Source organism: Bradyrhizobium sp. LCT2, assembly GCF_009931255.1.
Taxonomy (GTDB): Bacteria; Pseudomonadota; Alphaproteobacteria; order Rhizobiales; family Xanthobacteraceae; genus Bradyrhizobium; species Bradyrhizobium diazoefficiens.
Window position 1 is genome coordinate 5,417,771 of the sequence record NZ_CP034432.1, and the last position, 14,269, is coordinate 5,432,039.

At 64.4% G+C, this 14,269-nt stretch carries 14 protein-coding genes; 4 read left to right on the top strand and 10 right to left on the bottom strand.

Annotated elements, in window-relative coordinates; all coding sequences use genetic code 11:
- Positions 1-118 precede the first annotated feature (118 nt).
- The 7 genes from EI171_RS26045 to EI171_RS26075 form a co-directional block, all read right to left on the bottom strand.
- Positions 119-490 (bottom strand): SUF system Fe-S cluster assembly protein, encoded by a 372-nt coding sequence (locus EI171_RS26045; RefSeq protein ID WP_011087115.1) that lies wholly within the window; start codon positions 488-490, stop codon positions 119-121.
- The gene (locus tag EI171_RS26050; RefSeq protein WP_161535042.1) at positions 487-1,734 is read right to left on the bottom strand and encodes a cysteine desulfurase; all 1,248 of its coding nucleotides are present in this window, start codon (positions 1,732-1,734) and stop codon (positions 487-489) included. The genes EI171_RS26045 and EI171_RS26050 overlap by 4 nt, the downstream gene beginning before the upstream one ends.
- On the bottom strand, positions 1,731-3,035 hold the full coding sequence (sufD, locus tag EI171_RS26055) for a Fe-S cluster assembly protein SufD (RefSeq protein WP_161535043.1): 1,305 nt from the start codon (positions 3,033-3,035) through the stop codon (positions 1,731-1,733). The genes EI171_RS26050 and sufD overlap by 4 nt, the downstream gene beginning before the upstream one ends.
- A 12-nt stretch (positions 3,036-3,047) precedes the next feature.
- Positions 3,048-3,800: a Fe-S cluster assembly ATPase SufC gene (gene sufC / locus EI171_RS26060; protein ID WP_161535044.1), complete on the bottom strand. Its 753-nt coding sequence runs from the start codon at positions 3,798-3,800 to the stop codon at positions 3,048-3,050.
- A 289-nt stretch (positions 3,801-4,089) separates the two neighbouring features.
- A complete protein-coding gene (gene sufB / locus EI171_RS26065) occupies positions 4,090-5,586 on the bottom strand; it encodes a Fe-S cluster assembly protein SufB (protein ID WP_011087111.1) in 1,497 nt (498 codons plus the stop codon).
- A 113-nt stretch (positions 5,587-5,699) separates the two neighbouring features.
- Entirely contained in the window at positions 5,700-6,839 is a 1,140-nt protein-coding gene (locus EI171_RS26070; RefSeq protein WP_011087110.1) for a cysteine desulfurase family protein, read from the bottom strand.
- Positions 6,840-6,890: 51 nt separating this feature from the next.
- Positions 6,891-8,084, bottom strand: coding sequence for an acyltransferase family protein (locus EI171_RS26075; protein ID WP_161535045.1), 1,194 nt, complete (start codon positions 8,082-8,084; stop codon positions 6,891-6,893).
- A gap of 44 nt (positions 8,085-8,128) precedes the next feature.
- Here EI171_RS26075 and EI171_RS26080 point away from each other — a divergent pair, with 44 nt between their 5' ends.
- The 3 genes from EI171_RS26080 (at position 8,129) to EI171_RS26090 (ending at position 10,598) form a co-directional block, all read left to right on the top strand.
- Entirely contained in the window at positions 8,129-9,112 is a 984-nt protein-coding gene (locus EI171_RS26080) for a LytTR family DNA-binding domain-containing protein (protein ID WP_202633015.1), read from the top strand.
- Between the two features lie 317 nt (positions 9,113-9,429).
- On the top strand, positions 9,430-10,077 hold the full coding sequence (locus EI171_RS26085; protein WP_008143006.1) for an alpha/beta hydrolase: 648 nt from the start codon (positions 9,430-9,432) through the stop codon (positions 10,075-10,077).
- A gap of 8 nt (positions 10,078-10,085) precedes the next feature.
- A complete protein-coding gene (locus EI171_RS26090; protein ID WP_028171262.1) occupies positions 10,086-10,598 on the top strand; it encodes a DUF1697 domain-containing protein in 513 nt (170 codons plus the stop codon).
- On the opposite strand, the gene EI171_RS26095 is transcribed toward EI171_RS26090, so the two are convergent.
- From EI171_RS26095 to EI171_RS26105, 3 genes are all read right to left on the bottom strand, one after another.
- A complete protein-coding gene (locus tag EI171_RS26095) occupies positions 10,595-10,918 on the bottom strand; it encodes a multidrug efflux SMR transporter (RefSeq protein ID WP_011087106.1) in 324 nt (107 codons plus the stop codon). The genes EI171_RS26090 and EI171_RS26095 overlap by 4 nt on opposite strands.
- A gap of 10 nt (positions 10,919-10,928) precedes the next feature.
- Complete coding sequence (locus EI171_RS26100; protein ID WP_161535047.1) at positions 10,929-11,606, bottom strand: glutathione S-transferase family protein; 678 nt, start codon at positions 11,604-11,606, stop codon at positions 10,929-10,931.
- Positions 11,607-11,715: 109 nt separating this feature from the next.
- Positions 11,716-12,819: an anhydro-N-acetylmuramic acid kinase gene (locus EI171_RS26105; RefSeq protein ID WP_161535048.1), complete on the bottom strand. Its 1,104-nt coding sequence runs from the start codon at positions 12,817-12,819 to the stop codon at positions 11,716-11,718.
- Positions 12,820-12,982: 163 nt separating this feature from the next.
- On the opposite strand from EI171_RS26105, the gene tyrS reads away from it, so the two are divergent.
- Positions 12,983-14,236, top strand: coding sequence for a tyrosine--tRNA ligase (gene tyrS, locus EI171_RS26110; protein ID WP_161535049.1), 1,254 nt, complete (start codon positions 12,983-12,985; stop codon positions 14,234-14,236).
- Positions 14,237-14,269 lie beyond the last annotated feature (33 nt).

The following is a 14,269-nucleotide window of genomic DNA, read 5'->3' on the forward strand; positions in this document are numbered from 1 at the left end:
GCGGGCGCGGCCGCCGCGGCTTCGGAGTGGAGGATGCTGGTGTTGCCTGTGTCATGTCAGTGATGTGGTCCGTTGCGGAGCAAATTCAATGCCAGGAATGAAAAGCAGAACGTACGCGTCACCACATGTTGAGCACGAGGCGGGCCTCGTCGCTCATGCGTTCGGGCGTCCACGGCGGCTCCCATACGACCTTGACGTCGACCACGCCGACGCCGGGGACGCTGGCGACGGCGTTTTCGACCATGGTCGGCAGCTCGCCGGCGGCCGGGCAGTTCGGCGTCGTCAGCGTCATCTGCACGTCGACGGAGCGGTCGTCCTTGATCTCGACCTTGTAGATCAGGCCGAGCTCGTAGATGTCGGCCGGAATCTCCGGATCGAACACGGTCTTGAGGCCCGCGATGATCTCGGTGGTCAGCCGCTCGGTTTCCTCCGGCGGCAGCGCCGACCGGGTTTCCATCGGATTGGCTTTGATTTCGGCCGTGTCACTCATGCGAACAAATCCCGCGCCTTCAAAAGCGCCTGTGCCAGATGATCGACTTCTTCCCGCGTATTATACATGCCGAACGAGGCCCGGCATGTAGCCGTCACGTTGAACCGCTCTAAAAGCGGCATCACGCAATGGGTGCCGGCGCGCACCGCGATGCCCTGGCGGTCGATCACGGTGGCGACGTCGTGGGCATGCGCGCCCTTGAGCTCGAAGGAGATCACCGGGCCCTTGCCGCGGGCGGTGCCGATCAGCCGCAGCGAGTTGATCTCGCGCAGCTTCTCCTGGGCGTAGGTGACGAGATCGTGCTCGTGCGCGGCGATGCGCTCCTTGCCGATCGAATTGACGTAGTCGATCGCGGCGCCAAGGCCGACGGCCTCGACGATCGCGGGTGTGCCGGCCTCGAACTTGTGCGGGGGATCGCCGTAGGTGACGACATCGCGCGAGACCTCGCGGATCATCTCGCCGCCGCCGTTATAGGGGCGCATCGCGACGAGATGGTCGTACTTGGCCCAGAGCACGCCGATGCCGGTCGGGCCGTAGACCTTGTGGCCGGTGAAGACGTAGAAGTCGCAGCCGAGATCCTGGACATCGACGGGCATATGCACCGCGCCCTGGCTGCCGTCGACCAGCGCGGGGATGCCGCGGGCGTGGGCGATCTTCACGACGTCCTTGATCGGGACGATGGTACCGAGCGCGTTCGACATCTGCGTGATCGCAACCAGCTTGGTCTTCGCCGTCAGGAGCTTCTCGAACTCCTCGATGAGGAAATTGCCCTCGTCGTCGACCGGCGACCATTTGATCACCGCGCCCTGTCTTTCCCTGAGGAAATGCCAGGGCACGATGTTGGAGTGGTGCTCCATGATCGAGATGACGATCTCGTCGCCCTCTTTGATGTTCGGCCCGCCCCAGGACGAGGCGACCAGGTTGATGGCCTCCGTCGCGTTGCGGGTGAAGATCACCTCTTCGGTGCGGCCGGCGTTGATGAACTGCGCGACCTTGGTGCGGCCGCCCTCATAGGCTTCGGTCGCGGCGTTGGCGAGGTAATGCAGGCCGCGATGCACGTTGGCGTATTCGCTCGTATAGGCCTGCGTCATGCGGTCGAGCACGACTTGCGGCTTCTGCGCGGAGGCGGCGTTGTCGAGATAGACCAGCGGTTTGCCGTAGACCTGCATGGCCAGCGCCGGGAAATCCTGGCGGACGCGGGCGACGTCGTAGGAGCCGTTCCTGACTGCCGGATGCGTGCTCATGACCGCCGCTCCAGCCAGCGCTCGGCAATGCCGATCACGTGCTCGCGCAAGCCGTCATCGGCGATCTGCTCGATCGCCTCGCCCACGAAGGCCTGGATCAGCAGCGCCTGGGCCTGCTTCTCAGGCAGGCCGCGCGCCTTCAGATAGAACAGCAGGCTGTCGTCCAGCGCGCCGGCGGTGGCGCCGTGGCCGCAGGAGACGTCGTCGGCAAAGATCTCGAGCTCGGGCTTGTTGTCGGCCTCGGCTTCGTCCGAGAGCAGCAGCGCCCGCGTCATCATCTTGCCGTCGGTCTTCTGCGCATCGGGACGGACGATGATGCGGCCCTGGAACACCGAATGGGCGCGGTCGTCGATCACGGCGCGGAAGATCTCGCGGCTGACGCAATTCGGCACGGCATGGTCCACCACCAGCGTGGTGTCGCCATGCTCGGTCTTCTGCAACAGGTTCACGCCATTGATCGCGAGATCGCTGCCCTCGCCCGCCAGCGTGATGAAGCCCTGGAGGCGGCTGACGGCGGCGCCGCTGGTCATGTTGAAGAAATTGACCTTGGTGTTGGCGCCGACGGTGACGAATTGCGAGGTGATGTTCACCGCGTCAGGCGCGTCGTCCATCAGGCGGATATGCGCGACGTCGGCGTTGTCGCCGATCGTCACGATCACGGCGTCGCTGACCTGGTAGGCCTTTGCACCGGCCGCAACGAAGCTTTCGATGATGGTGGCGCGCGCGCCATTCCCGACCGCGACCTGCGAGCGGGTGAAGGCCGAAGCGGAAGCCGCGGTCGCGATATGAATGATCTGGATCGGCGCGGACAGCTGCGCGCCATCGGCAATCGACAGCACGACGCCGTCGGTCGCCAGCGCCGCGTTCAGTGCGATCACGGCGTCGATGGACGCCGTCATCAGGAGAGTGGCATCCTTCTCCAGCGTCTCCCGGAGCGTCTTGAAGCCTACCTCGGAGGCAAGCGCCTTGACGTCGGAAAGGTCGGCCGCGAACACGCCATCGACCAGCACCAGCTTGCGCGCGCCTTCGATCGCGTGCGCCTTCACGGCGTCCGCAGCGCGCTTCAGCGCGGCCGCATCGGGCGCTGCCGCAAGCGGCAGCACCTCGCCGACCAGCGCGCGCAGGTCGGTGTATTTCCATTCCTCGATCCGGCGGTGCGGCAGGCCGAGACGCTCATAGGTCTCGAACGCCTCGCGGCGCACCGCTACGACCGCCGGCGAACCCGGCAGGCGGCCTTCGGCGCTGGCGAAGAGATCGCTCACCGCGCGGCCGTTTCCGGTCTTTGCCACAGCAACGTTCATCTCCAACAATCCTTACGCGTCCTCGAACTGGGCGTAGCCGGAATCTTCCAGCTCCAGCGCCAGCTCCTTGCCGCCGCTCTTCACGACGCGGCCCTTCGACATCACGTGCACGAAATCAGGCACGATGTAGTTCAGCAGCCGCTGATAATGGGTGATGACGACCATCGCGCGCTTGGGCGCGCGCAGCGCGTTGACGCCGTCGGCCGCAATCCGCAGCGCGTCGATGTCGAGGCCGGAATCCATCTCGTCGAGAATGCACAGGCTCGGCTCGAACAGCGCCATCTGAAGCACCTCGTTGCGCTTCTTCTCGCCGCCGGAGAAGCCGACATTGACGCCGCGCTTGAGCATGTCCTGCGGGATGTTCAGCGACTTCGAGACTTCGCGGACCTTCTTCAGGAAGTCCGGGGTCGAATATTCGCTCTCGCCGCGCGCCTTGCGCTGCGCGTTCAGCGCGGTGCGCAGGAAGGTCATGGTGGCGACGCCGGGGATTTCCACCGGATACTGGAACGCCAGGAACACGCCCTTCGCGGCGCGCTCGTCCGGGGCCATCTCCAGGAGGTCCTCGCCCTTGAACAGGATCTGGCCGCCGGTGACTTCATAACCGGGCTTGCCGGCGATGACGTGGGAGAGCGTCGACTTGCCGGAGCCGTTCGGCCCCATGATCGCGTGCACCTCGCCTTCGTTCACGGTCAGCGTCAGCCCGTGGAGGATCTCACGCTCCTCGACGCGAACCTGCAGGTCTTTCACTTCAAGCAAAGCAGTCATCATTCTTCCTTTTGATCGGGCGGCAGCCAGTGTGGCCGCGGCGGGATCCTTATTCCCGTGAAGATCGTCCCAACGCCGACCAGCTCGCTGCCCACGCCGACCGCCCACACAAACGTCACTAGGGTTCCGATAACGCTCCCTACGACAGCGCCGAGATATCCACTCGATAGTCCCGAGATGCGCTCGACCAGTATGGCCAGTCCCAATCCGATTCCGGCACCAACCGGCAGCAGAACCAAGACGAACAGTCCAACCAGCACAGGCCTCTGCACATTTCGGAACATCGCAACTAGCCTACGCTGCCCTCCAGCGAGATCGAGATCAGCTTCTGCGCTTCCACCGCGAACTCCATCGGGAGCTGCTGGAGCACGTCCTTGACGAAGCCGTTGACGACGAGGCCGACGGCTTCCTCTTGCGAAAGGCCGCGCTGGATGCAGTAGAACAGCACGTCCTCGGAGATCTTCGAGGTCGTCGCTTCGTGCTCGAACGTTGCCGAGGAGTTCTTCGCCTCGATATACGGCACGGTGTGCGCGCCGCATTTGTCGCCGATCAGCAGGGAATCGCAGGCCGTGAAGTTGCGCGCGCCGGTGGCTTTCCGGTGCGCGGTCACGAGGCCGCGATAGGTGTTCTGCGATTTACCCGCCGCGATGCCCTTGGAGATGATGCGGCTCGATGTGTTCTTGCCGAGATGGATCATCTTGGTGCCCGAATCGACCTGCTGGAAGCCGTTCGAGATCGCGATCGAGTAGAACTCGCCGCTGGAATTGTCGCCGCGCAGGATGCAGCTCGGATACTTCCAGGTGATGGCGGAGCCGGTCTCGACCTGGGTCCAGGAAATCTTGGAGCGGTCGCCGCGGCAGTCGCCACGCTTGGTGACGAAATTGTAGATGCCGCCCTTGCCTTCCGAATTGCCGGGATACCAGTTCTGCACCGTCGAATATTTGATCTCGGCGTCATCGTGCGCGACGAGCTCGACCACGGCCGCGTGCAGCTGGTTCTCGTCGCGCTGCGGCGCGGTGCAGCCTTCGAGATAGGACACGTAGGAGCCCTTGTCCGCGATGATCAGCGTGCGCTCGAACTGGCCGGTGTTGCGCTCGTTGATGCGGAAATAGGTCGACAGCTCCATCGGGCAGCGCACGCCCGGCGGCACGTAGACGAACGAGCCGTCGGAGAACACCGCCGAGTTCAGCGTCGCATAGAAATTGTCGGAGGTCGGAACCACCGAGCCGAGATACTTTTGCACCAGCTCGGGATGCTCGCGGATGGCTTCCGAGATCGGCATGAAGATCACGCCGGCCTTCTTCAGCTCCGCCTTGAAGGTGGTGGCAACCGAGACCGAGTCGAACACCGCATCGACCGCGATCTTGCGCCGGGCCGGGTCTTCCTCGCCCACCTTCGGCTCGACGCCTTCGAGCATGGCGACTTCCCGCAGGGGAATGCCGAGCTTCTCGTAGGTCTTCAGGATCTCCGGATCGATCTCGTCGAGCGAGGTGATCGACTTCTTCGGCTTCGGCGCCGAATAGTAATAGAGGTCCTGGAAATCGATCTTGGGATAGTCGACGCGGGCCCAGGTCGGCTCGGTCATGGTCAGCCAGCGCCGATAGGCCTCGAGCCGCCACTGGAGCATCCAGGCGGGTTCGTTCTTCTTTTCGGAGATGAACTTGACGGTCTCTTCCGACAATCCCTTGGGGGCCTTGTCGGACTCGATCAGGGTCTCAAACCCATAACGATACTGATCGACGTCGATGCGCTTCACGCGCTCGACCGTCTCTTGCACGGCTGGCATTCTATCCTCCGCTCGCGGTTTCAAGGACCGCGGTGGATCAAACTCGGACGAGTATTACGATGTTTTCTGGCCGAAAGCACGCGCTTAGAACCGTTCAAGCCGTGTTTCGTCGCTTAGTCTCTAAGTAGGGTATTACCGAGCTTTCGCCAAGCCTCTAACGCCCTATTGATGTCGTCCGGTTCTGTAGACCAGCCCAGACTGAGGCGCACCGCTCCCTGGGCCACGGCTGGATCGAATCCCATGGCGGACAGCACGTGGGACGGCTGGACCTTGCCCGAGGAACAGGCGGAGCCGGAGGAAACAGCGATGCCTTCGAGGTCGAAGCCGATCACCGCGGTTTCGGCCTTCAGGCCGGGGGCGGTGAACAGGATGGTATTTGGCAACCGCTCGGTGTCGTCAGAGAAGATCGTCGCTCCAGCGATCGCCCGGATGCCATTTTCCAAGCGATCTCTGAGGCTTGCCATCCGCTTTGCATCCTCCGGAAAAGCCTGAAGCGCGACCTTCACGGCCGCGCCGAAGCCGGCAATGCCCGCGACATTCTCAGTTCCCGCGCGCCGGTTCAGCTCCTGCCCGCCGCCGCGCAGCACCGGCTCCAGGCCCGCGAGCCCTTCGGCCACGACCAGCGCCCCGATGCCCTTGGGACCGCCGATCTTGTGTGCAGAAAACGTCGCAAGGTCCGCACCTACCGCATTAATATTGAACGGAATTTTGCCCAGCGCCTGGATCGCGTCGATATGCAGGAGGCCCCCGGCCTCATGAACGATCCGGGCGGCTTCCGCGACCGGCTGGAGCGCGCCGGTCTCGTTGTTGGCCGCCATGATGGAGACCAGGGCCGGCGGGCCGTCCTTCAGCAGCGCCCTGAGGTGGTCGAGATCGACCACGCCGGCGCGGGTCACCCTGATATGACCGACCTTGTCCGCCGGGAACCGGCCACCCGCCAGCACCGAGGCATGCTCAACGGCGGAGACCAGAAGCCGCTCGACAGGGCCGCCGGATGGCCCCCGCAGACCGGGCGACAGCGCCAGCGCATTGGCCTCGGTTCCGGCGGAGGTGAAGATGACGTTCCGCGGCAACGCCCCCACCGCCGCGGCAAGCGTGACGCGAGCCTCCTCGACCAGCCGCCGCGCCTGTCGCCCCTCGGCATGAACCGAGGACGGATTGCCGATCAGGTCGAAGGCAGCGACCATCGCCGCCCGCGCCTCGGGGCGCAGCGGCGTGGTCGCATTCCAGTCGAGATAGACGCGGCTTGGCATGGCGCCCTCTTAGCACCTTTTATCATCGCGCCAATCGCGAGCCGTCGCAGATCAGGCCGGCTGTTGCCGCGCAATCCCCGCCGCGGAACGGAACTCCATTCGCAATCCGAACAGCGGCCGCAGCCAGACGATCCGGCGCGCGATCTCGTAGCTGACCAAACACGTGAGCGCGGTGCCGGTAATCACGATTGCGGCCTCGCTTCCGGCTGACAGCCCGCTGTCCCGCAGCGCGTGCGCAATCACGATAATCGCGGTCTGATGTACGATGTAATAGGGAAAGATCGCATCGGTCAGATAGCGGCGCACGGGGCTGTCGGCCGTCAAATGGCGTCGGGCAAAGCCGAGCACCGCCGCCATCGCCAGCCATTGGTAGCAGCCATAGACCGAACCGGCGAACCAGCTCAGCATCGGCGACCGCGGGAACAGGCCGGCATAAACGAGGGCGAAGGCGGCGAAGCAGGCGGCTGCAAGCGTCAGCGCCACCCACCGTTGCCGCTCGATGTCGCGCCAGATGCTGTTCTCGCGCGCGAGCAGGAAGCCGATCAGAAACGCGGTCGCATAGTCTGCGTGATTGTACCAGTCGCCGAACAGCGCATGGGTCGACGGGAAGATTGGCGAGAGAAACAGCCGCCAAGCTGCAAACAGCAGGCACGGCAGCAACAGCAGCCATGGTCCGGCTGGCGCGGCCGCCACCCTCTCGCCGATCCAATCCGCGGCTGCCGGCCACAACGCCAGCACGCCGACCAAGACCATGGTGTAGATCCAGAGATAGACCAAGAACCAGAGATGGTTCCAGGTCGGCTGTACGATGCAGGGGTTCGGACAGAATTGCGAGCTGAACGCGAGGTAGTGCCGGATGTAAAAATCGACGAAGCCTTCTGGATAGCCGAGGCTCTCGACGATCTGGAGGTAGGATTGCGGCGGCACGATCACGAGCATGCCGAAGATCAGCGGGATCAAAAGCCGCGCCGACCGCGCGCGGGCGAAGGCGGCGAGCCGGTACTTTCCCAGCATGAAGCGGCTGGCCACCCCGGAGACCAGGAACAGCAACGACAGCCGCCAGGGATTGAGGAACAGCATTACGGGCTCGAGCCAGGTCAGCCGATGCACGCTCTTGATGTGAAATCCCCACGACACGTAGAGCATGCCGACGTGGTAGAAGATCAACAGCCCGAAGGCTAAAATCCGCACCCAATCCAGATCGATGCGCCGTTCCGAGATCGAAATTTGCTGCGGTGTTGACATGGTGTTCCGCTCCTTCACGGGACGACAAACGCGGTTTTCGGGCCATGGCTGACGGCCAAAATGCCCCCGAAACGAAGCGCGTCGAGACGGTTTGGGATCAGGACCGGGCGCGCGGGGACGAGGCGTCGGCGCCCGGGACAAGCGGTTGGCGCGGCGGGATCAGCGGCGGCGATTGGACGATTTTCGGTGCGATCGCGGCCGTCGCGTTCGCCATCGGAATCGTCAATGCACTCTCCGGCGCGCAGGACGCCGCCTGGCGCGGCGACAGCTATGACATTGGCCGGCGACTGTTCTGGGAACTGTCGAGCATCATCGTCATCCTGCTGCTGGTGCCGATCCTGGTGCTGGCCGTCCGGCGCATGCGCCAGCCACGGGGGCTGGCGATACGCATCGGAATCGCTGCGGTCGCCCTGCTCGGCTTCTCGGCCCTCCACATCACCGGAATGGTCTGGGTCCGGAAGCTCGCGCTCTGGTTCGCGGGAAGCGCCTACGACTTCCATTTCTCGCTCGCGGTGATCCTGTACGAGTTCCGCAAGGATGCCGTGACCGCTTCGCTGCTCGGAGCAACACTCTGGCTGATCGAAAGCCGACGAGAGCTGAGGAAGGCCGCGCGCGCGGCGATGTTTATGCCTGCCGCTCCACTGGAGCAGCCGCCCCCCGGTTTGATCTGGCTCCGGGACGGCGCCAGCCGTATTCGCGTCGCACCGCGCGACATCCTGTGGGTCGCCTCCGCCGGCAATTACATCGAATACAGCCTCGCCGACGGCACCCAGCGCCTGATCCGCGGCACGCTCGCCGCGACCGAAAACGACCTCGCCCGCTTCGCCATCGTGCGCATTCACCGGACAAGGCTCGCCAATCTCGACCGGGTGCGTGGCGTGGAGTTCAAGCCGTCAGGGGATTTCGAGCTCACCTTCGACACCGGGCAGACGCTGGGAGGCAGCCGCCGCTACCGGCCCGCGGTCGCCTCGCTCGGAGACCGCACCGCCTTGTGTGAATCGCCTCCGAAGGCGCCCGACAGCCGATAAACAATCGTGATTCCAATTGGTTGTCGGCGCAATGGCGCTCCCCGTCATCACCTTGTTCGATCTCGGCCGCTGTTGGCGTGACATGCGGACGACAGGTTAAGCTCTTGAGCCCATTGCGATATGTCGAAGATGCTTGCTTTTTGACCCACGCCTCATGTTAGAACGCGCGCGTCAGTTCACCGCGCGCCGCTCGCGCATCATCCGAGGGCGCCACCGCTTCCTTCCATTCGCGCTTTCGTCGGCATCACTGTCGATGAGGCCACAATCGGTTGATTGCCAAGGACCGCTTCTCCACGGAATCAACCAAGAGATCATCGATGCCTGAAGTTATTTTCGCCGGCCCCGCCGGCCGTCTCGAAGGCCGCTACCACCCGGCCAAGCAGAAGAACGCGCCGATCGCGATGATCCTGCATCCGCATCCGCAGTTTCACGGCACGATGAACCATCAGATCGTGTACCAGTGCTACTACGCCTTCGCGCACCGCGGCTTTTCGGTGCTGCGCTTCAATTTCCGCGGCGTCGGCCGCAGCCAGGGCTCGTTCGACCACGGCACCGGCGAATTGTCGGATGCGGCGGCAGCGCTCGACTGGGCGCAGACCATCAACCCCGAAGCGCGTGCCTGCTGGGTCGCCGGCTTCTCCTTCGGCGCCTGGATCGGCATGCAACTCCTGATGCGCCGTCCCGAGGTCGAGGGCTTCATCTCGATCGCGCCGCCCGCCAACCTCTACGACTTCTCCTTCCTCGCGCCCTGCCCGTCCTCGGGCCTGATCGTGCATGGCGAGAAGGACGCGGTGGTGCCGCCCAAGGACGTGAACACGCTGGTCGAGAAACTGAAGACGCAGAAGGGCATCGTGATCGACCAGCAGGTCATCCCCGGCGCCAACCATTTCTTCGACGCCAAGCTCGAGCCGCTGATGGAAACCATCACGGCCTATCTGGACATGCGTCTGGCGAACGTGCGCTGAGGCCCCAAATGGGCTCGTTCGTCGCCTTGCTGCGTGCCGTGAATGTCGGCGGCACCGGCAAGCTGGCGATGAGCGAGCTCAAGGCGATGTGTGAGGATCTCGGCTTTGCCGCCGTGCGCACCTATATCGCCAGCGGCAACGTCGTCTTCACCAGCCGCAAATCAGAAGCTGCGATCAAGAGCGCACTCGAACAGCGCCTCCATGCCTACGCCGGTGCGCCGGTTGGCGTGCTTGTGCGCAGCGCCGCCGAAATGGCGCAAGTCGCGACCGATAATCCCTTTCCGAAAGCCGCGCCCAACCGCACGGTTGCGATCTTCCTCGACAAGGCTCCGCCCGCGGATGCGCTGTCCGGGATTCGCGGCCAGAAGAACGAGGAGCTGCGCCTCGGCCGCCGCGAGATCTACGTCCACTATGGCGACGGCATGGGGACATCGAAGCTCGTCATCCCCGCCGCGAAAACCGGCACCGCGCGTAACATGAATACGATCGCGACGCTGGCCAGGATGGCCGCGGAGCTCTAGGCCAGCTTCAGCGCGGCGATCCCTGTCAGCACCAGCACGATACCGGCGATCTTCATTGCACTCAGGGTCTCGCCGAACAGCACCACGCCCATGACGAAGGTGCCGGCAGCACCAATGCCGGTCCAGACCGAATAGGCGACGCCGACCTCGAGCACCTTCAGCGCGCGTCCGAGCAGGAACACGAAGGCCGCGAGCAGCGCGAGCGACGCGATGCTCCAGCCCGGCCGCGTGTAGCCTTCCGCATATTTCATCGAGATCGCCCAGCCGACATCGAGCACGCCGGCGATCACCAGCATGAGCCAGGCCAATGATGGTGACATCGGTGCGGGCTCAGGCCGCGAGCTTGAGCAGGTGCGCGTCGTGGCGCACGAGGAAGGCGCGGAGCAATTGCGGATAGTCCGCGCCGACCGCGCTCCGCACGCTCGGACGCTTCGTAAGCTCAGTCCGCCACGCCCGCACCTTCGGCACATCTCTGAAGATGCCGAGCTCGGTCAGGTCGTCGAACACGTCGAAATAGCGGAAGATCGGGGCGAACACCGCATCGACCAGGCTGAACTGCGCGCCGGCGAAGAACGGACCTGTGCCGAGCGCAGCCTCAACCCGTGCGAACTTCGCGGCAAGCGCCTGACGCTTGCTCTCGAACGTCGCGGGATCGGTCGTCGTCTCCAGCCCCCAGAGATCGCCGAGGATCGCCGAACCGAACTCCATCCAGGCGCGGTGCTCGGCACGGCTCAGCGCATCCGCCGGATGCAGCTTCGCGCCCGCTTGCGTCTCCTCGATGTATTCGCAGATCACGTTGCTCTCGAACAGCGCGACCTCGCCCTTGTCGGTCGTCACCACCAGCACCGGCACCTTGCCGAGCGGCGACAGTTTGAGAAACCAGTCGGGCTTGTTGGCGAGATCGATGTCGACGCGCTCGAACGGCACGCCCTTCTCTTTGAGCGCGATCACCGCGCGCTGCACATAGGGGCAAAGCTTGTGGCTGATCAGTTTGAGCGAAGCGGTCATGGCCAATCCCGGCGGTTGGATGCAACTGCACCCATAATAGATGCATCTGCATCTATCCGTCAAGATCCATGCACTTGCATCAACCTACCTTGTTCTTAGGGCCTGGACCTCAGGGCCGCACGATCACCCCGCCCGTCATCGGCATCGGCACGCCCGTGGTAGCCGGATAGGACAGAGGCAGGCCCTTCAGCCCACGCGCGGCGAGGAAGCCGAACGCTTGGGCCTCGATGGCGTCGGAGGCCCATCCGAGGGCCTCGGCGGCCTCGACGGTGGCCGACCCCACCCGCTCCCGCAACATCCGCAGCATGGTGAGGTTGCGGGCGCCGCCGCCGCAGACGATCCAGCTTCGCGGCCGCCGCGGCAGCAGCGGAATGATGCGGGCGATGGCGGCCGCGGTGAAAGCTGTCAGCGTCGCGGCGCCGTCGGCCGGCGGCACGTCGCCAAGTTTCAGCGCGGCAAAATCGTTACGGTCGAGCGATTTTGGCGGCGGCAGCGCGAAGAACGGTAATTCCAGCGCCCGCGCGATCCAGGCCTCATCCGCCTTGCCGAGCGCGGCGAACTTGCCCTCCGTGTCGAACGCCTGGTTCATGGTGCGGTACATGAAATCGTCGAGCAGCGCGTTGCCGGGCCCGGTATCGCAGGCGATCAACGTGTCGTTGCCGTCGATATAGGTGATGTTCGAGACGCCGCCGATATTGACCACGACGATCGGCCCTTCGCGCTCGAGCGATTGCGCCAGCGCCCGGTGATAGACCGGCACGAAGGGCGCGCCCTGCCCGCCGGCCTCGACGTCGGCGGCGCGGAAGTCGTGCATCACGGGGATATGGATCGCCCTGGCCAGCGCCGGCGCGTCGCCGATCTGCACCGTCAGCCGCTTCTCGGGCCGATGCAGCACGGTCTGGCCGTGAAAGCCGACGATGTCGATGTCCTCCGGCCTCATCCGGTTCTGGGCCACGAAGGCGGCGACGGCTTCGGCATGCGCCTGCGTCACTGCGCGTTCGGCCTCGGCCAGTATCCCCGGCCGGGCATCGCGCCGCGTCAGGTGCACGGCCTCGCTCAGCGCCTGGCGCAGCAGGTTGCGCTCGACCGGGCTGTAGGGCCGGTAGCCGGACGGACCGAACGCCTTCACTTGCTTTCCGTCGGTTTCGATCAGCGCGACATCGACCCCGTCCAGCGAGGTGCCGCTCATCAAACCGAGTGCCGTCAACATCATGGATCAGCGTCCTCAATACCCCCTCTGGCATGCCGATCTTGTGCCAGAGGGACACATCTTATAATGCCACAGCGCCGAGTGGCGGGCAGCAATCGAGTTCCCACGGAAGACCGTTAAATTGCTCCCGAAACAGTAAACCAAGAATTGTCAGGCACGCCGACAGATGACTGCATTTAAATCGGATTTCCTCAATATCCTGCAGGAACGTGGATTCATCCATCAATGCTCCGATTTCGAGGGGCTGGACGCGCTCGCCGCCAAGGGCGAGGCCACCGCCTATGTCGGCTACGATTGCACCGCCCGCTCGCTGCATATCGGCAACTACCTGACCATGATGATGCTGCACTGGCTCCAGCAGTCCGGCAACAAGCCGATCACCCTGATGGGCGGCGGCACCACCATGGTCGGCGATCCCTCCGGCAAGGACGAGACGCGTGCGATGCGCACCGTCGCCGAGATCGAGGCCAACAAGGAATCGATCCGCGGCGTGTTCGCAAAGGTGCTGCGTTACGGCGACGGCAAGAGCGACGCCGTCATGCTCGACAATGCGGAGTGGCTGACCAAGCTGAACTGGATCGAGATGCTGCGCGACGTCGGCCGGCACTTTTCGGTCAACCGCATGCTGACCATGGACTCCGTCCGGCTGCGCCTCGAGCGCGAGCAGGAGATGAGCTTCATCGAGTTCAACTACATGGTCTGCCAGGCCTACGACTTCGTCGAGCTCGCCAAGCGCACCGGCTGCAAATTGCAGATGGGCGGCTCGGACCAGTGGGGCAACATCATCATGGGCGTCGACCTCGGCCGCCGCATGGGCACGCACCAGTTGTTCGCGCTGACGACGCCGCTGCTGACGACGGCCTCCGGCGCCAAGATGGGCAAGACCGCGCAAGGCGCGGTGTGGCTCAACGCCGACCAGTTCTCGCCGTACGACTTCTGGCAGTACTGGCGCAACACCGAGGACGCCGACGTCGGCAAATTCCTGAAGCTGTTCACGACGCTGCCGATGAGCGAGATCGGCAAGCTCGAGGCGCTCGGCGGCTCGGAGATCAACGAGGCCAAGAAGGTGCTCGCCACCGAGGCGACCGCGCTCTTGCACGGCCGTGACGCAGCGAATGAGGCGGCTGAAACCGCGCGCCGCACCTTCGAGGAAGGCGCGCTCGCCGAAAGTCTGCCAACGGTGGAAATTCCGCGCGGCGAGCTCGACGCCGGCTTCGGCGTGCTCAACGCCTTCGTCAAGGCGGGCCTCGTTACGTCCAACGGTGAGGCGCGGCGCCAGATCAAGGGCGGCGGCCTGCGCGTCAACGACGAGCCCGTCACCGACGAGAAGATGGCGCTCTCGGCGGCCGATCTGACGCCTGAGGGCGTGATCAAGCTGTCGTTCGGCAAGAAGAAGCATATCCTCATCAAGCCTGCATAGGCGTATGAGCTTTTCGCTGCTTGTCAGGGCGCG